11 protein-coding genes and 1 tRNA gene are annotated in these 19,144 nt (G+C 43.7%); 10 read left to right on the top strand and 2 right to left on the bottom strand.

Features of this window, described 5'->3' with window-relative positions; genetic code table 11:
• Positions 1-558 precede the first annotated feature (558 nt).
• Entirely contained in the window at positions 559-9,255 is an 8,697-nt protein-coding gene (locus tag AC1MCB_RS10405; RefSeq protein ID WP_479968687.1) for a GH36-type glycosyl hydrolase domain-containing protein, read from the top strand.
• A gap of 459 nt (positions 9,256-9,714) precedes the next feature.
• On the opposite strand, the gene AC1MCB_RS10400 is transcribed toward AC1MCB_RS10405, so the two are convergent.
• Entirely contained in the window at positions 9,715-10,209 is a 495-nt protein-coding gene (locus AC1MCB_RS10400) for a nuclear transport factor 2 family protein (RefSeq protein WP_479968686.1), read from the bottom strand.
• 362 nt (positions 10,210-10,571) lie between these two features.
• Here AC1MCB_RS10400 and AC1MCB_RS10395 point away from each other — a divergent pair, with 362 nt between their 5' ends.
• The 3 genes from AC1MCB_RS10395 to AC1MCB_RS10385 all read left to right on the top strand — a co-directional run bounded on the left by AC1MCB_RS10395 (position 10,572) and on the right by AC1MCB_RS10385 (position 12,852).
• Entirely contained in the window at positions 10,572-11,564 is a 993-nt protein-coding gene (locus AC1MCB_RS10395) for an MBL fold metallo-hydrolase (protein WP_479968685.1), read from the top strand.
• A 125-nt stretch (positions 11,565-11,689) separates the two neighbouring features.
• Positions 11,690-12,259: a hypothetical protein gene (locus tag AC1MCB_RS10390; RefSeq protein WP_479968684.1), complete on the top strand. Its 570-nt coding sequence runs from the start codon at positions 11,690-11,692 to the stop codon at positions 12,257-12,259.
• Between the two features lie 212 nt (positions 12,260-12,471).
• Positions 12,472-12,852, top strand: a complete 381-nt coding sequence (locus tag AC1MCB_RS10385; RefSeq protein WP_479968683.1) for an SRPBCC domain-containing protein — start codon at positions 12,472-12,474, stop codon at positions 12,850-12,852.
• Positions 12,853-12,892: 40 nt separating this feature from the next.
• On the opposite strand, the gene AC1MCB_RS10380 is transcribed toward AC1MCB_RS10385, so the two are convergent.
• A complete protein-coding gene (locus tag AC1MCB_RS10380) occupies positions 12,893-14,221 on the bottom strand; it encodes an MptA/MptB family glycosyltransferase (protein WP_479968682.1) in 1,329 nt (442 codons plus the stop codon).
• Between the two features lie 29 nt (positions 14,222-14,250).
• On the opposite strand from AC1MCB_RS10380, the gene AC1MCB_RS10375 reads away from it, so the two are divergent.
• From AC1MCB_RS10375 to clpX, 6 genes are all read left to right on the top strand, one after another.
• The gene (locus AC1MCB_RS10375) at positions 14,251-15,039 is read left to right on the top strand and encodes a helical backbone metal receptor (RefSeq protein ID WP_479968681.1); all 789 of its coding nucleotides are present in this window, start codon (positions 14,251-14,253) and stop codon (positions 15,037-15,039) included.
• Positions 15,040-15,062: 23 nt separating this feature from the next.
• The gene (locus AC1MCB_RS10370; protein ID WP_479968680.1) at positions 15,063-15,311 is read left to right on the top strand and encodes a putative signal transducing protein; all 249 of its coding nucleotides are present in this window, start codon (positions 15,063-15,065) and stop codon (positions 15,309-15,311) included.
• A gap of 125 nt (positions 15,312-15,436) precedes the next feature.
• Positions 15,437-15,518, top strand: a tRNA-Leu gene (locus AC1MCB_RS10365).
• A gap of 72 nt (positions 15,519-15,590) precedes the next feature.
• The gene (tig, locus tag AC1MCB_RS10360) at positions 15,591-16,937 is read left to right on the top strand and encodes a trigger factor (protein ID WP_479968679.1); all 1,347 of its coding nucleotides are present in this window, start codon (positions 15,591-15,593) and stop codon (positions 16,935-16,937) included.
• Between the two features lie 157 nt (positions 16,938-17,094).
• A complete protein-coding gene (gene clpP, locus AC1MCB_RS10355; protein ID WP_479968678.1) occupies positions 17,095-17,796 on the top strand; it encodes an ATP-dependent Clp endopeptidase proteolytic subunit ClpP in 702 nt (233 codons plus the stop codon).
• A complete protein-coding gene (gene clpX / locus AC1MCB_RS10350) occupies positions 17,796-19,031 on the top strand; it encodes an ATP-dependent Clp protease ATP-binding subunit ClpX (protein WP_479968677.1) in 1,236 nt (411 codons plus the stop codon). Before clpP ends, clpX begins: the two co-directional genes overlap by 1 nt.
• Positions 19,032-19,144 lie beyond the last annotated feature (113 nt).

Raw genomic sequence — 19,144 nt, 5'->3', positions numbered from 1 at the left:
AAGCTCCTCTCGAGCTCGATTATCATTTAATTGTTTCTATAGACAGGTTACTCCTCGGGAGCATTACGGCGGATATTGATGTAGCTCCGTGTTTATAGATATGCGCCCTATATCGCAAAGCCCCAGAGCGCTTTCTTATTTTTTTTGTTTCAGTTTTATACCCCAGACTTCGTGCCCATTTTTATTCAGGGATCTTTCAATCTGTATTTTCATCACACTAAGCTCCTTTGTGATTTTTTTTATAGCCTGATTAATTGATCAATTCTGTCCCTTTAATGTATTTCTTAGGATATAATGCTAATTTTGATAACCTTGCTGTCAAATGAGGAGCAACCGATACGGACCTTCATTAGAATAGGGCGGCTTACAAACATTTTAGAGAAATACTGTTTAAACGATAGCGGAATTCATTTTCTCTTCTGCACATTTGGTATGATCCATACCAATGCATACATCGAAAACGGTTCCTGAACCTTTTCCGAGTATTCCATACGTTCACCTTTTACAGGTCTGGTCCCCGGCCTTCTAAAATTGATTACATGGGGATCTGAACTTAATATGAAGGACATAACTACCACCGTTTTTGATATGTTGTCGGGTTTGCGAACCGCTTTTCAAGGGGATAATGGAATTTTGTATTCCGGCAACGGTAAGCCCTTCCTTTCTGAACTCTACAGTTCCGGCCAGATGGACAATCACGCTAAAGTGGTTGCACGGTCGCATCAATTACAAAAAAGAAGTACTGCACCTCAGCTTTTAAAAAGACTGGAGACCAATGAGGAATCATTATTAGAGGTTCGTAATGTGCTGGTAGAAAGTATCCGCACCGGCAAAGATATTACCCCCGGGGCAGAATGGTTGCTGGATAATTTTTACCTTATAGAAGAGCAGGTTGTTCTGGCCAGAAAGCATTTGCCAAAAGGCTACAGCGAAGGCCTCCCATACCTGACGACCGGTGTTCCCAGGGTTTATGATATAGTGCTGGAAATCATTTCACACAGTGATGGCCGGGTTGATGTTAAGAGTCTGACCAGCTTCATTGCCTCTTATCAAACATATTCAATTTTAACCCTGGGCGAACTATGGGCGATCCCGATTATGGTCCGGCTTGCTACTATTGAGAATCTGCGCAGGGTTTCCGGAATAATCGCTTTAGATATAATTGATCAAAACCTGGCTAATTACTGGGCTGGCAAAATGATCAGAACTGTAATGGAGGAGCCCGGCAACCTGGTGTTGACCATTGCAGATATGGCAAGGTCAAAACCTGTATTAGACAGTGCCTTTGTTTCAGAGTTTATTCGGGAACTTCAGGGCAAGGGGCCTGCTTTGGCACTACCGCTTAGCTGGATGGAACAGCAATTAGCTGCGGCGGGCCTTAGTAGCGGCGACCTGGTTAGCCAGGAAAGTCAAAAGCAAGCATTTGACCAGGTCTCTGTCCGCAATAGCATTGGAACACTTCGCTTTATCGGCGCAACTGACTGGCGGGAATTTGTTGAAACGCTAAGTAGTGTTGACCAAGTGTTAAGACAAGACACCACCGGTACTTACCCACTGATGGATTTTGCCACCCGCGACAGGTATCGCCACGTTGTGGAATCTATTTCAAAGGCTTCGTCGTTTTCAGAGACTGAAGTGGCTCAAAAAGTACTCGCTCTCACCGGTAACGTCCCAATTTCCAATGAAGAACCGACAAGAGAGCAGCATATTGGGTACTATCTTATAGATGAAGGATTGAAGCAAGCCGAGCAGGCTGCCGGTATGCAATATACTTTCACGATGAGAGTTAAACGTACCGCAAGAGATATACCGGTGTTTCTTTATCTTTCAGCGATTACCCTCCTGACATTAGCAGGAGCGGCGGGAATGTGGTACCTGGCTTACAGATACGGTGTTACCGGCTGGCCGATGTTAATCCTGGTTGGAATCCTGGCCGTCTCGGGCGCAGGCCAGCTCGCGATTTCCCTGGTTAACTGGCTCTCCACCCTCTGGGTTCGGCCCAATCTCCTGCCTCGGATGGATTTCTCCAAGGGAATTCCGACTGAATATCGGACGCTGGTTATTATACCAACAATGCTTTCGAGCACCAACTATATCGATGAACTGGTGGAAGCGCTGGAAATTAGGTTTCTGGCTAACAGAGAAGATAATTTGCATTTTGGCTTACTCACCGATTTCAAGGATTCCGATACCGAAACCCGGGCTGAAGATGATAGTTTGGTGGAAGCCGCCACCAGGAGCATCGAAGCCTTAAATGAAAAGTACGACCCATCCGAAAAGGAGAGGTTCTTCCTGTTTCACCGCCCAAGAACCTGGAATGCACGGGAACAGAAGTGGATGGGATATGAGCGCAAGAGAGGAAAGCTGTCTGCCTTAAATGCATTTATACGAGGACGGGGGAAAGGTGAGTTTTCCAGAATTGTAGGGAGGCACCAAATCCTGACAAACGTGAAATATGTTATAACGCTTGACTCAGACACACAGCTGCCAAGAGATGCCGCGTGGAAGTTCATAGCGACCATGGCTCACCCGTTAAATCATGCAGTTTATAATCCGGCTAAAAAAATTGTAACCGACGGGTATGGAATTCTTCAGCCCAGGGTTGCGTCGAGCATACCCAAATCAGCGACTTCGTTGTACCTGCGCATGCAAGGAAATGTCTCAGGCATTGATCCTTACACAAGAGTCTCGTCAGATGTATACCAGGATGTTTTTGGTGAAGGTTCGTTTATTGGAAAGGGCATCTATGACGTAGATGTGTTTGAACAAGCGCTTCATGAGGTCTTTCAGGAAAACCGCATACTAAGTCATGATCTCGTTGAAGGTTGCTATACCCGTTCAGGTTTGATAAGCGACGTGCTCTTATACGAAGAGGGTCCTGCTGAATACAGCGCCGATATTAAGAGACATCACCGCTGGATCAGAGGTGACTGGCAGATCGGTGCATGGATGCTTCCATTTGTAACCAACAGCAATGGCCGTCTGACACCAAATCCTCTCTCTGCCTTATCGAGATGGAAGATCTTTGATAATCTTCGAAGAAGCATGCTCCCCCTGTCCCTGATCCTTCTTTTAATATTGGGCTGGTCGATATTGCCATTCGCATGGTTCTGGACTTTGACAGTGACGATCATTGTATTGTTACCGGTGATGCTGGCAGCTGGCTGGCAATTACTTAACAAGCCCCTTGACCTGGCACTTAATGCTCATCTAAGGGAAGTCGGGCTTTCTGTGAGAGATGTGCTGATCCGCTTTACATTCGGCATGGCTGTTTTGCCATACGAAGCTTTTAAAAATACTGATGCTATAATCCGAACCAACTGGCGGATGATTATCTCCGGAAAAAAGCTGTTGCAATGGACTCCCTCGGCAACTGTTTCGGGAGATACACATGACGTATCTTCGGCGTATCGGTCGATGTGGATAGCGCCTTTTTTATCTCTGGTTTGCATTGCCATACTGATATATTTTAAAGCACAAGCGCTTTTTGTCGCCTGGCCAATTTTGATTCTTTGGTTATTAGCTCCGGCAATATCCTGGAAACTGAGTGAGCCGGAAACAGAAGAGGCACCTGATTTCCAGCATGAGCAACTGCTTTTTCTTCACAGATCGGCCCGTAAAACCTGGTTCTACTTTGAAGAATTTGTTAATGAGCAGGAGAACTGGATGCCGCCAGATAATTTTCAAGAACATCCTGTGGCGGTTATTGCGCATCGGACTTCGCCGACAAACATGGGTTTAGCTTTGCTGTCGAACTTGTCAGCTTACGACTTTGGTTATATCACCGGTGGCGAAATGACCCGCCGGTGCAGTAATGCCCTGCATTCCATGCTGCGTTTAGAACGTCATAAGGGGCATTTTTATAATTGGTATGATACGTTGTCGTTGTTGCCGTTACAGCCAAGGTATGTTTCAACTGTTGACAGTGGTAACCTTGTTGGCCACCTGCTGACTTTGCGGCAGGGTTTACTTGCCCTGCCTGACCAACCCATCGTTGATTCGAAGGCGTTTGAAGGCCTTATTACCACAACGCGGCTGATTCAGGATATCGCCGGAAGCCGATACGATGGAATAACAGACAAGATACTTTCGTTATTAGAAGTCGCTGTAAAAGAAAATAGAAGATCTTTAACTTCAATAAAAGAATGTCTGGATGAACTGACCCTGCTTACAGACAAATTGAAACAGCATGATGGCGAAAGACCAGCAGATCTGTCCAAATGGATACATCGATTATCGGAGCAAGCAGATGGTTTTAAAGCATATCTGGTGGAATTAGCTCCATGGGTGAAGCTATCCATACCAAAAAGCCTGGCTCAGTTTGACGAAGTACCATCACTTTCCTCGCTTAAAGCTTTGCCTGATTCATTTCTTGAGGTATTTCAGGAATTAAGGCTGGTGCGGAGCGATGAAGATCGGGAATGGCATAAAAGTGCTTCGGCTTATTTCTTATCCGCGAAAGTAGCAGCAACAAAAAAAATATTGGAACTGGAACAACTGGCGGAACAGTGCGAACAACTGACCGATGTTGAGTACGACTTTCTTTATGAGAAATCAACCAGTTTATTGAGGATCGGTTACAATGTAGACGATCAAAGGAAGGATGATAGTTATTACGATTTACTGGCATCAGAAGCCCGACTGGGAATTTTTGTTGCCATAGCACAGGGCAAACTGCCTCAGGAAAGCTGGTTTGCTCTTGGTCGATTACTCACCAATTCGGGCGGTGACCCTATCTTGCTTTCATGGAGCGGTTCCATGTTCGAATACCTTATGCCTCAGCTTGTTATGCCTACTTATGAAAATACGTTGTTGCATCAAACCAGCAAGGCTACTGTTAAACGACAAATTGACTACGCCACCCAGCGGGAAGTTCCATGGGGTATTTCTGAATCGGGTTACAATGCGGTTGATGCTAATATGAACTATCAATACCGTGCGTTCGGAGTTCCCGGCCTGGGACTTAAGCGCGGGTTGGAGGAAGACCTCGTTATAGCACCCTATGCATCTATGATGGCATTGATGGTATCCCCTGTAAAGGCTTGTTCAAACTTACAACTGCTTTCAGAAGAAGGATTCGAAGGTGAATATGGCTTTTTTGAAGCGATTGATTACACGGCCAGCAGACTGCCGAGGGGAAAGACAAATAGTATTGTGCGTTCGTATATGGTGCATCACCAGGGGATGGGATTTTTATCCCTCGCTTATGTACTGCTTAATAAGCCGATGCAGAAAAGGTTTGTCGCCGAGCTGCGTTTTCAGGCTACACTTCTGTTGCTTCAGGAGCGGATTCCGAGAACCACGCTGTTCTATGCTCATACCGCCGATCGGGTTGAAACAAGTAACGTAGTAACGGAAAGTCACGTTCGAAATATCAATACGGCAAACACTCCGGTTCCGGAAATCCATCTATTGAGTAATGGCCGTTACCAGGTAATGATCACAAATTCCGGCGGTGGATATAGCCGTTGGAATAACCTGGCAGTTACACGCTGGCGTGAAGACATAACCAAAGATGACCGTGGTATATTTTGTTATATAAAAGATGTAAATACCGGTGCTTTCTGGTCGAACACTTTTCAACCTACTTTACATCCGCCGAAAAATTATGTGGCCACGTTTTCCCAGGGACATGTCGAGTTCCGCAGAGAAGATTTTGGGATTGAAACCAAAACGGAAATCGTCATCTCTCCGGAAGACGATACCGAAATGAGAAGGATCAGGCTGACAAACCGCACAGCGAATGTAAGAGTTCTGGAGCTGACCAGTTATGCCGAAATTGTAATGGCCAGTCAGGCATCCGATGAGGCCCATCCGGCTTTCAGTAATCTTTTTGTGCAAACAGAAATCCTTCCTGATCAGAAAGCTGTGCTTTGTACCCGACGACCGCGTTCGGAAGGAGAAACCCCGCCGTGGATGTTTCACCTGATGGACATACGCAGTGCTGATATTGAATCTGTATCTTATGAGACGGATCGTATGCAATTCACCGGCAGGGGGAAAAGTCTGGCACATCCGCAATCAATGGATGTTGAGGAACTTTCGGGCAAGCAGGGTGCTGTTTTAGATCCCGTACTGTCAATCCGCTACCGGATCTCGTTAAATCCTAATCAAACAGCGACCATAGATTTGATCTATGGTATCGGCGAAAGCAGAGAGATCTGCGCAAGTATGATCGATAAATATCGTGACCGCCACCTTAAAAATCGGGCTTTTGAATTGTCATGGACTCATAGCCAGGTATTATTACGTCAGATCAACGCTACTGAAAGCGACGCACAGTTGTATGGCCGCCTCGCGTCGTCTATTATTTATTCTAACCCGAATCTGCGAGCCGAAACAACTACAATTCAAAGTAACTTCAGGGGGCAGTCATGGCTGTGGAGTCATTCGGTTTCAGGCGATCTCCCGATTGTGTTGCTTCATATTTACGATGCAGAGAGCATTGACCTGGTCAGGCAGCTGGTGCAGGCACATGCATACTGGAGGTTAAAGGGACTTGCAGTTGACTTAGTGATCTGGAACGAAGATCATGGGACTTACCGCCAGGTGCTAAATGACCAGATCCTCGGATTAATTTCTACCGATGGAGCCAGTAATCTTGCTCATAACACTCCGGGAAACATCTATGTTAAATCTGTTGATCAGTTATCTTCCGAGGATCGGGTACTTTTTGAAAGTGTTGCCAGAGTAATTATCTACGATAACAAAGGCACTTTATCCGAACAGGTTAACAGGCACATTTCCGAAAGAGTATTGCCTCCTTTGATGGAAATTAAGGCTGTATTTACCCCTCAGGAGCAAAGAACGATCGCGTTACCGGATGACCTTTTATTTTTTAACGGTACCGGCGGCTTTACACCGGATGGTAAGGAATATAAAATTCTCGCCGGGCACGGAAAAACCACTCCGGCCCCGTGGGTAAATATTATTGCTAATCCGAATTTCGGCACAGTGATCTCTGAAAGCGGATCTGCTTATACCTGGGCGGTTAATGCGCATGAATATCGCATTACCCCATGGAGCAATGATCCGGTTAGCGACGTAGGTGGAGAAGCTTTTTATTTGCGGGATGAAGACACAGGACATTTCTGGTCTCCGTCACCATTCCCTGTGCGAGGAGCCAGTTCGTACATAGTTACCCACGGTTTCGGATACACTACTTTTGAGCATATAGAGCAGGGTGTTGTTTCAAGCATGTGCGTATTTGCCCACAAAGACCTGCCTGTTAAGTTCATCACAATAAAAATAAAGAATGAGTCGGGCAGGGAAAGAAAGTTTTCAGCCACCGGCTTCATGGAAATTATTTTGGGTGATGTTCGTTCTAAAACCAACATGCACATTCTTTCAGAACAGGATCCTCAGACAGGTGCTATGCTGTTCAGGAACAGGTATAATTCAGCCTTTGCGAACCGGGTTACGTTTTTTAGTGTGGATAACGCAGTTAACTACAGCTTTACAGCCGACCGTTCCGAGTTTATCGGGCGTAACAGAAGCCTTAAAGACCCACAAGCGATGTACCGCAAGAAGCTTTCCGGAAGAGCTGGTGCAGGTATGGATACCGGTGCAGCCCTGCAGGTTAAGTTCGATCTGCTTGAGGGAGAAGAAAAGGAGATCACCTTTATGCTGGGGAATGAGGAAAGTGCCCAGGCTGCTAAAGAACTGATCAGAGGCTTTTCTGACCGCGATGATGTAATACAATCGCTGGAAGATGTTAAAGAGTATTGGAAACAAGCCTTGGGTACTATCCAGGTGCGTACACCTGATCAATCTCTTGATATCCTTGCTAATGGCTGGTTAACTTACCAGACAATAGCCTGCCGGATGTTTGCCAGAAGTGGTTTCTACCAATCCGGCGGTGCTTTTGGTTTTAGAGACCAGTTGCAGGATGTGCTCGCTTTATTACATAACAAGCCGGATTTGGCCAGGGAGCAAATTCTTCTGAGCGCCTCGAGACAGTTTGCTGAGGGCGACGTGCAGCATTGGTGGCATCCCCCAGAAGGAAGGGGAGTGCGTACCCGCTGCTCTGATGACATGCTTTGGCTGCCGTTCGTGGTATCTAAATACATCACTGTTACCGCTGATACGGATGTGCTTGCAGTGCCAGTTGGTTTCCTTGAAAGCAGGACCCTTCACGAAGGGGAGGAAACCCTTTACGATCTGCCGGTTAGCGGTGGTATGAGTGGTACTTTATATGAACACTGTGTACGCGCAATTAAGCACAGCCTTCGTTTTGGTAAGCACGGCCTGCCATTTATCGGCGCGGGCGACTGGAATGACGGAATGGATCAGGTAGGACACAAGGGCGAAGGCGAAAGTGTTTGGCTTGCATTTTTCTTATACGATATACTGATCAAGTTTGCTGATGTAGCTCTTGAATATGGCGACTTTGCTTTTGCAGAAACTTGTGTCAAAGAAGCAGAAACACTGCAGGTTAATATTGAAGCATCAAGCTGGGATGGCGAGTGGTATCGCAGGGCTTATTTCGATGATGGAATGCCTTTAGGTTCTAAACAAAACGCGGAATGCCGCATCGATGCAATCGCCCAAAGCTGGTCGGTACTCTCGGGTGCCGGCAGTCCGGAAAGAAGAAGCCAGGGAATGGCCTCTCTCAACAAACATCTGGTCAGAAATGATCTTAAACTGATACAGCTTCTAGACCCGCCGTTCGACTCAAAAGGTCCGAACCCCGGTTATATCAGGGGTTATGTGCCAGGTGTACGGGAAAACGGTGGACAATATTCTCATGCCGCGATCTGGACGCTCATGGCGTTTGCCGCTCTGGGTGACCGCGAAAAAGCGTACGAGCTTTTCAGTATGGTACAACCTTTAAATCACGCCTCGGATCCCGCTTCGGTAGAAGTTTACAAAGTTGAACCATATGTAATGGCCGCAGATGTTTATGCGAACGAATCGCATAGAGGCAGGGGAGGATGGACCTGGTATACGGGTTCGGCGGGCTGGATGTACCAGTTTATTATAGGCTCTCTGCTGGGGGTGGAACTTAAGGATGATCAGCTGGAATTTAAACCCTGCTTTCCTTTGGAGTGGCCTTCGGTCCTGATAACCTACCGCTATGGAAAGGCCACGTATAAGATTACTGTCTTTCAGATAAATCAAAATACGGGTTCAAACTGGAAAATGGGAGATACTCAAGGAGAAGGCAATACGATAAAGCTAATTGACGACGGATTAGAACATGATGTAGAAATATATATTCACTCAGTGATTATGGAGTCGGCTTCGCTGACTTAATGTTTATTCTACCGGGCAAACCCGGTAGGACTAAGAATTAAACTTGTGGCTAAAACCTCACAAGTTTGATTTCGTCTCAAAATTTAAAACAAAAATGGCTGTCTTTCCGGACGGCCTTTTTTGTTTCCCATCCGCCACAAAGTCAAACTTTTTTTTAAGATAAATAAATACACCAAGGGTACTACCTATGTATTCACAATATGCTCACTATTTAAGGATATGGTCAGCACCCTGTTATGATGCTGTTATCACCCTGTTAACACCCTGTTATCCTGAACCGTAAAAGCACTCATTTTTGCATCAGATTTGAGTCTTAGTTTAGGAGAAGTTGAGGTGTCTGTAGCCTGATGAATTACACTAAGCTATACCGGAAGATTAGAACTATTCCGCAGCTTCTATGTGGTGGGATAGATAACCTATTCACGGATGGAGTTTTCTTGGGTATTATAATAAACTGCGTCAGTGTAAACTAACCACCCTGCTGATCTGCCACTTATCGCCAGTCTGCTTCCAGATAATAATGAATTTACCAGGTTCAGAAGTCGTGCCCGGCTGATCGTTTTTGTTATGGAATCTATGATATCCGATTTCAACTGCTCCAAAGTCTTTAATAGGATAGACTTCTATGCTGCCTTCGATAAGTTCGCGCGTTACTTTACCGCAAACATTGGTCTTGGCTGCTTCCAACATTTCTGTTTTGGAAGTAGAGAGTCCTGCTTTATCATGGTAAAATTCGAGGCTGTCAGAATAAAAGACAGCTTGCTTATCCAAATCGCAGGTATTATAGGCCTGGAAAAAAACGCTGTCGAGCTTGGTAATTGTATCATATAGCGCTTGTGAATCAGGTTTGTACAACGATACTTCTTTGCTCAGCTTGCTTTTTGTGCTCGAGCACGCTGATATCATAAATACAGGTACAACAAGAATAAAAACTTTGATTGGAAAAAGTCTCATAAGCTTAGGTGTCTAACTAAAGCTAATAAATATTGCTCATATATTAGTTGAAATTTCACCGGTGGAAGCTATACAGAGTGCTCTTCAGGTTGATCCCTACGCAGGCTGCGGCATCGCCTATCAGTGCGGTAACGCCACCCTAAATCAGCTGGTCTATCCTGAAGAGATAGCAGGTTTATCGAATCAGAATTGTTTTACTTGCGATCCCGTGGGGGTGGAACAACCTGTCGTCTATTTTCTATAAATGTTCGATACCTGGGGCATCGTTTGTTGCACCGAGCTATCAGGGAATGAATTAAAGCCTTAATTTTACATGGTTCAATACAAATGGTTTATATATATCATTAGATCATCTCGGAAATATGGCACAGAAAAGCAGGGTAACAAATTCGCCAAACTACAGCAATGGCTCATTTCATAATCTGGTAGACACTCCGGTAATGTCTCCGGAAGTATCGTATTTAAAGGTGCTGAAGGACATGCTGAGACGGCCGTCAGGTATCCGGCCTTCAGGAATAATTCCGTCTGTTAAAACTGATTTGAAGACATTAAATTCGGATTTGCCGGTGGTTATCTGGTTTGGTCATTCGTCATATTTTATTCATTGCCGTGGGGTAAATATTCTTGTTGATCCCGTGTTCAGCGGTCATGCATCTCCCTTTCCGTTTATGATTAAAGCTTTCCCGGGCAGTGATATCTTTAGTCTGGAAGACTTGCCGGAGATTGATTTTGTAATGATCACTCATGATCATTACGACCATTTGGATAAGGCAACTATTAAGAAATTAAATTCAAAAGTTTTCTACACCAGTTTGGGCGTGGAAAGTACGATAAGACGTTATGTTGGTAAAGAAAAGCTGATACATGAATTGGATTGGTGGCAGGAAATTACTATTTCGGAAAACATAAAGCTGACAGCAACACCTGCAAGGCACTTTTCGGGCCGGGGGATTAAGAGGGGTGGTTCGTTATGGTCGTCATTCGTCCTTCAGCTCTTCGGTCATCGGATTTTCCTTGGCGGTGATTCGGGGTATGGTGATCACTTCAGGGAGATAGGAAACAGGTTTGGTCCGATTGACCTGGCCATTTTAGAATGCGGTCAGTACAATACTTCCTGGCCTCTGATTCACATGATGCCTGAGGAAACCGTTCAGGCCAGCATTGATCTGCAGGCTGATGTCTTGATGCCGGTGCACTGGGGCAAGTTTGCGTTAGCTAATCATTTATGGAATGAGCCTGTGAGGAGGGCTTACCAAGCATCACGCGATAGCGAAGTTAAATTGACAACCCCGTTGATTGGCGAACCTGTAATCATTGCGACGCATTATCCGGATCATGTTTGGTGGGATATTTAGGGTTTTGGTAGGTTGGCAAGATTTGCTCCTTAGCTGGTTTTCTATGATCTTTTTATAGCGGGTATGATGTTTGGCTAAGGTAAGGCAAGTAGCCGGAGAAATCTGGTGAATAATTACCAGCATATATGAACTCCAAAGCGCTTCTCAACGTTTTCTTAGCTTCCATCGTATTTATTACCCTACTCTCAGGTTGTGAAAAAGAGCCTGAATTCGAGCAATCAAGCGTGATGTGGGTAGATAATTCCCCGAAATCTGATGCATCAAAACCGTTATATATTGTTAAACTCGAAAATAAGATCCTTAATAAAAATAAAACTTACACCTGGATCTGGTCGGTAACAAACCCCAATCCCGGCGATGGAGTACCCGGCAGCGGAACGACCCAAGACCTTGTTTCCTGGGGGATCACATTGGGAAGCTGCGCTAATATGGGACAGATTATCATCGGCTCGACAAGTCCGGACGGTGTTACCTGGAAAAATTTCAACCCTGAAATTAACACCATCTCTGATATAAACAGTATTTCAAAGCCCATTGTGATGTTTCAACAAGGCACCAATAAAAGCCAGAAGAGTTTTTATAAATTAGTTGTAAACGGGAACTTCAGTATTAATAATTCGGTTTCTGCGGTTTATAAGTCCGGTACTGCAGCTGGTGTTCTAACAACCAGCGGCTTTGGCTGCCCGATCAATTAGGTTTACTCAGACGCCGTGGCTGGTAAAAAATATCGGGATGCGACAGCCCTAACAGTTTTAATAACTGGATCGTAACAATAGCTCACGGGTCTGTGTTATTTATATGAAGGGCGCTTATCCTTTGACCGAGCAATTTGTTCAATTTAAAAGGTGTGCAGCTTATTAAGCTGAATAAAATTTTAGCTTTGAGGATTAGGCCCAAGAAATTAATTATGAAAGATTTCAAGAAATATTATCATATCTCCGCATCCCCGGAAGAAATCTACCTGGCTTTAACGAATCCCCTGACACTTCATCTGTGGACAGGCTATGAAGCGGTGATGAGCACTGAAGAAGGATCAGAGTTCTCGTTGTGGGACGACAGCATAACCGGGAGAAATATTGAGTTTGTTGAGAACAAGAAGATCGTTCAGAAATGGCACTTTGGTGATCAGCCGGAAGATTCCATTGTAACGATTACACTTCATCCTGATAAAAACGGTACTTCCGTTGAGTTACGTCATACTAATATCCCGGATCAGGACTATGACGATATAGTTGAAGGATGGAATGACAGCTATTTTGGTGCGTTGCAGGAATTTTATGCAGAATAATCCGTCGTTAAAAAGAGTTAAGCATTGAACAATACGATGACTATCGAATTAAACCTGCCTTAATAATCGGGTCCTGCCTCCATAGCAGCTTTGATTTCTTTTTTATTTCGTAGATCAGGTAGCCTCCCATCACGGTATATTCCACGGCGATAAGTGCATAATTCTGTTCATAAGGCTGGGCTGCATACGTAATATACGTTAAAGGGATAAGGGCTGTCCATACCAACGCAAAACGAAATTGCAGAAACGGAGTCAGAGCGACCAATACAGCCAGATACCAGGGGTGAACAATTGCTGAACAGAGTAAATAGGCAATCATCAGCCAAAAAAAACCCTTCAAGAAGTCATAGTTTCGTCGATAGATATATATAAAGGCGACGATTGTAACCATCATCAATATTTTACTTACCCAAAAGATGGTATTATAGCCAAGCAGCCACCAGCCTATGCCCCGCAGTAGCGAATAAATACTTCCGTTAAATTCAAATTTGCCATAGTACAATTGCAGACTGCTCAGGATATTGAAAACTCTTCTTGTTTCACCCCACAGTAGAGGGCTGCTGATTACAATTAAGAAGACGCATAAGACGCCCAATAAAACGGTTCTCCAAAGTCCCACTCTTTTTAGGAGCAAAGGAATTGCAATTAGTGGTAGCAATTTAGCCTGAACAGCCAAACTGAGAGCCGCTGCTGCAGCCGAGGATTGTTTTTTTAATAATAGCCATGAGGTTAACAGTACAAAGAATATCATCAACGCTTCAAAATGGATGTTTCCTGTCAATTCAATGATCACCAGTGGATTGAAGAGATAGATAAATGCATTCCGCTTATCCAGATGTTTTAATTCTAACAGCCTGATAAGTAACCATACACTTCCGCATTCAAAGAGAATGATAATTGTTTTCAGGATGATGGCTCCCGCCATCAGATTTTGGCCGCCCAGTTTTGTTGCCAGTAGAAACAGGTATTGAAGCAATTGCGGATAGACACTGTAATAATCAGGAGAATTAAGCTGAGGGTAGAGATCGTTTAAAAGCCTGTCGGTATTCAGTGTGATGATTTGACTGGGTGTAAAATCAAAGGGGTTGATTGCCAGCTGCTGCAACCGTCCATCCCATAAAAATCGGAATACGTCGTCAGATAGAACCGGGAAGGAGAACAGGAGGCAAACGCGAAAGGCTAAGCCTGCTATAATACCGTTACGGAGACTTATCTGATCTTTGTACTGAAGGAGAAAGAAATAGATGATGAATAAGCTGCTGTACGAAATTGTCAGCAATGGGAAATTTTCACGTTCGAGGTAAAACCCTGTTACAAGGTATCCTATAAATGATAAAGCTAAAAGCAGGTAAACAAGCTTTCGGGGCATTCGCAATTTTGGATTAGTTTTGTAAAAGTATGCAAAACGTCACAGTAACCGATCAGATGAACCGGCAGGTTTCAGTTCCATCAGCTCCCCAACGTATTATCTCGCTGGTGCCTTCTCAAACCGAACTGTTGTTTGACCTGGGATTGGCGGATGAAGTTATTGGGATCACAAAGTTTTGTGTTCATCCGAACGCATGGTTTAAGAGTAAAGCTAAGGTAGGCGGCACCAAGAAACTGGATTTGGACTTAATTCGCAGGTTGAAGCCGGATCTTATTATTGGTAATAAAGAAGAGAACAGCCAGGAGCAGATTGAGCTTTTGATGGCTGATTTACCGGTTTGGATGAGTGATATCGAAAATTTAGATGATGCCCTAAAAATGATCAGTGCCATTGGCATGCTGACAGGGAAGGAGGCAAAGGCCAATGAAATTGCAGCGCAGATTGCCGGTGGTTTTGCGAATATTAGTTGCGCTGCCGGTAAGAGGGTAGCGTATTTCATATGGAAAGATCCTTATATGGCACCAGGAGCTCAAACTTTTATTAATGATATAATTGCGCGTGCGGGATGGGTAAATGCCATAAAGAAAACACGTTACCCGACTCTGAACGCACAAGAGATAGAAGAGGCAGCCCCTGATCTGATATTCCTTTCTTCAGAGCCATATCCGTTTAAGGATAAGCATCTTATGGAATTTAAAGAAATGGTGCCGGACGCTGAAGTAATTATTGTAGACGGAGAGATGTTTTCCTGGTATGGTAGCCGGCTCTTGCAGACACCAGTTTATCTTCAAACCTTATGTACACAGATGGGTTATTGATACATACAATTTAAACAGATACTATGGCAATTGAGAAAGAACCGGTGGAAATTTTTAACGGGAGCAGCTGGGAAGCTGAAATGGTTAAATCATTATTAGAAAACGAAGGAATAACCGGCTACCTGCTTAATGAAGTGGGGTCGGTGTTTCCATTTGAAGTCACTGAGTTGGGGACGGGAGCTGTAAGGGTACTAGTGGCTGAAGCAGACTTTGATTCGGCCCGGACTGTCGTTGCGAATTATAAAGCTAACTCTGCTGACTCTAATATATAATTAGTCACTAGTTGCTGATGGATGGTAAAGCGCTGATATTTTATTTCTTTGAATTAATACTAAATAACATTTGGCATTAATAGAGAAAAAGGTTAGTTTTGCCGACCTTAAATAATCCTAAATATGCGGATGTGGCGTAATTGGTAGCCGCACCAGACTTAGGATCTGGCGCTTCACGGCGTGTGGGTTCGAGTCCCTCCATCCGCACAGTAAATCAATTCCCCGGCTACAAAAACCGGGGAATTTTTGTATAAATACAAACGACATAAAACTCAGAAAATGAACATCACACAGGACAAAATTGATAACCTGAACTCGGTGGTTACGGTTAAAATCAACCCTGAAGACTACAAGACACGTGTAGAGAAAGCGATTAAAGACCAGGCAAAGAAAGCCAAACTTCCAGGCTTTCGTCCCGGGATGGTACCTGCTTCCCATATCAAGAAGATGTATGGCAAAAGCATTCTTGTTGATGAGATCAATACTATGTTGAATGATACGCTGACAAATTATATCAAGGAGAATAACCTCGAAGTACTAGGTCAGCCGTTGCCAAAGCTCAATGACTCTAAGGAATTCAATTGGGATTACAGCGACGAATTTGAATTCATGTATGAGTTAGGACTAGCTCCGGACTTCCAACTTGATTTTTCCGCCAGTGATTCACTGACTCGCTATAAAATTAAAGTTGACGATGAAACTCTTGCATCAAGGATCACTAACTTGCGTAAGAGCTATGGCAAAATGACTAATCCTGACGTATCGGCAGATGATGACGTACTTTATGCAGAATTAAAACAGCTTTCGGCAGATGGTTCTATTTTTGAAGATGGGATTAGTAATAAAGCGACTGTCCGTTTAGACCAGGTAAAAGATGACGAAATCAGAAAGTCTCTTATCGGTTTAAAAAGGGAAGATCAAGTAGTTTTCGATATTCAGAAGGCTTTCAATAATGATTCAGCTTTAGTTGCAAAAGCATTGAATATCAGTGAAGAGGATGCAGCTGATTTGAAATCGTCTTTTAACTTAACGGTTAGTAACATCAATCGTTTAGAAGAAGGAGATTTAAACCAGGAGTTTTATGATAAGCTTTTTGGAGCTGATGTTGTAAAAGATGAAGAAGAATTCAGGGCGAAGATCACTGACGAATTGGAATCGATGATGGTTCAAAATTCTGATCAGAGATTGCAAAAGGACATTTTTGAGTTCAGCTTAAATAAAGTCAATATGCCATTACCTGATGAGTTTTTAAGACGCTGGTTGAAAGCAACTAACGAAAAACTCACTGATGACGAATTAGAGAAAGGATATGATGATTTTGCTCGCAACCTGAGATGGACGCTTATCGAAAATAAGGTTATCAAGGATAACAAAATAGAGATCAAATACGAAGAAGTTTTTCAGGCTGCAAAAGCCCGCTTAGACGCACAGTTCCGGATGTATAGCCCGCAACCTGTTTCAGAGGAGCAGTTAGGCCAGTATACCGTTCAGTTCTTGCAGGAGAAAGAGAATGCAAACCGCATTTTTGAGGAAGTAAAAGCGAAAAACGTATTCGAGCATTTGAAAACTGTTGTAACTCTTCAAGAGAAAGAGATTGGTTTTAAAGAGTTTAACGAATTAGGATAGGTCTTCAATAGGCGTATTGCGGAAGGCCAGAAGTTGAAGGTGTAAATCTTACAATTTTTGGATTTTATTTCCTGTATAATTGGTTAAATTGCCCGAAAAGTGAAGAGGTTTCAGATTAAAAAAAGAAATTTAAACCTATAAATACAAGCAAGAAACAATGAACATAGATAGAAACGAATTCCGCAAATATGCTGTAAAGCATCATCGCATAGGCAGTCAGCATGTAGATAGTTTTATTGGACGGGTAAACAATGCGTCGCTGCCGACTTCGATGACTCCCTACATTATTGAAGAGCGCCAGCTAAATGTTGCTCAGATGGACGTATTCTCACGTTTGATGATGGACCGTATCATATTCTTAGGTGACGCAGTTGGAGAAGGAATCGCTAATATTATCCAGGCACAATTGCTTTTTTTGCAATCCGCTGATAATAAACGTGATATCCAGATCTATATTAACTCTCCGGGCGGTTCAGTATATGCCGGTTTAGGTATCTATGACACCATGCAGTATATTACTCCTGACGTTGCTACCATCTGTACCGGTATGGCCGCTTCTATGGCTGCTGTATTGTTGTGCGCAGGTGCAAAAGGAAAAAGAGCTGCTTTACCGCATTCGAGAGTGATGATTCATCAGCCTTCAGGTGGTGCGCAGGGTGTGGCTTCCGATATGGAAATCAACCTTCGAGAAATGTTGAAACTGAAGAAAGAATTATATGACATCATATCTAACCACTCTGGTCAGAGCTATGAGTGGGTGGAGAAGGCTTCAGATCGTGATTACTGGATGAAATCTCACGAGGCTAAAGAGTATGGTATGATTGATGAAGTGCTTTCCAGCACCGCAGAGAAAAAATAATGAGTAAAAATAACAAAGACATAAAATGTTCATTTTGCGGTTCGGGCAAGCAGGATACCCTGATGCTGATCGCCGGACTCGACGCGCACATTTGTGATAAATGCGTCGCCCAGGCGAACCAGATTTTGGCCGAAGAGCTTAACGTTCGTAAGAATAAAACTGATTCTACCGTTACTTTATTAAAGCCCGTTGAGATAAAAACTCACCTTGATCAATATGTAATTGGTCAGGATCAGGCAAAAAAAGTACTGTCAGTTGCAGTTTACAATCACTATAAACGGCTAGGGCAGAAGATAGAGAAGGACGAAGTTGAAATAGAGAAGTCGAACATCATCATGGTGGGAGAAACCGGAACGGGTAAAACCTTACTGGCTAAAACTATCGCTAAGGTCCTGAATGTTCCTTTTTGTATCTGTGATGCTACCGTGTTAACTGAAGCTGGCTATGTAGGTGAAGATGTGGAAAGCATTTTGACCCGTTTACTCCAGGCTGCGGATTATGATGTGGCAACAGCTGAGCGTGGAATCGTCTATATTGATGAAGTTGACAAGATAGCCCGAAAGAGTGATAATCCGTCAATCACACGCGATGTTTCAGGCGAAGGCGTGCAACAGGCTTTATTGAAAATCCTGGAAGGTACGATGGTGAATGTACCACCGCAAGGTGGTCGTAAGCATCCGGATCAAAAAATGATTGCCGTTAACACCAGCAATATCCTTTTTATAGCAGGTGGTGCTTTTGATGGTATTGAAAAGAAGATAGCTAATCGTTTAAGAACACAAACTGTTGGCTATAAGTTTGATACCAACGATGGAGAGGTAGATCTGAAAAACTTATATAAGTATATCACGCCACAGGATTTGAAAGCTTTTGGCTTGATACCAGAGTTAATTGGTCGGTTGCCGGTTATCACGCACTTAAATCCATTAGACCGGGAAACTTTATTAAGCATTTTAACAGAGCCTAAAAATTCGCTTATCAAGCAGTATCAAAAGCTTTTTGAGTATGAAAGTGTAAAACTGACTTTTGATGATGAAGTTCTGGAATTCATTGTTGACAAAGCAATGGAATTTATGTTGGGAGCTCGTGGACTGCGATCTATTTGCGAAGCAATTATGATAGATGCGATGTATGAAACGCCCTCAGGAAAGACCACGAAGGAACTATTTATTACGCTCGATTATGCCCGCGATAAATTTGAGAAGTCGGATATAAAGAAACTAAAAGTAGCATAGTAAGAGCCCCGGAAAAAAAAGCCGGGGTTTTTTATTCAGTAAATAGTTTGAAAAAAAGGGTTTATCGAATTGTTCAGGAGGGTAGATCTAAATTGCTATCTTACCATTACTAC

The sequence above is a fragment of the Daejeonella sp. AP26 genome (genome assembly GCF_056680515.1).
This window is presented reverse-complemented; position numbering and strand designations above follow the sequence as displayed.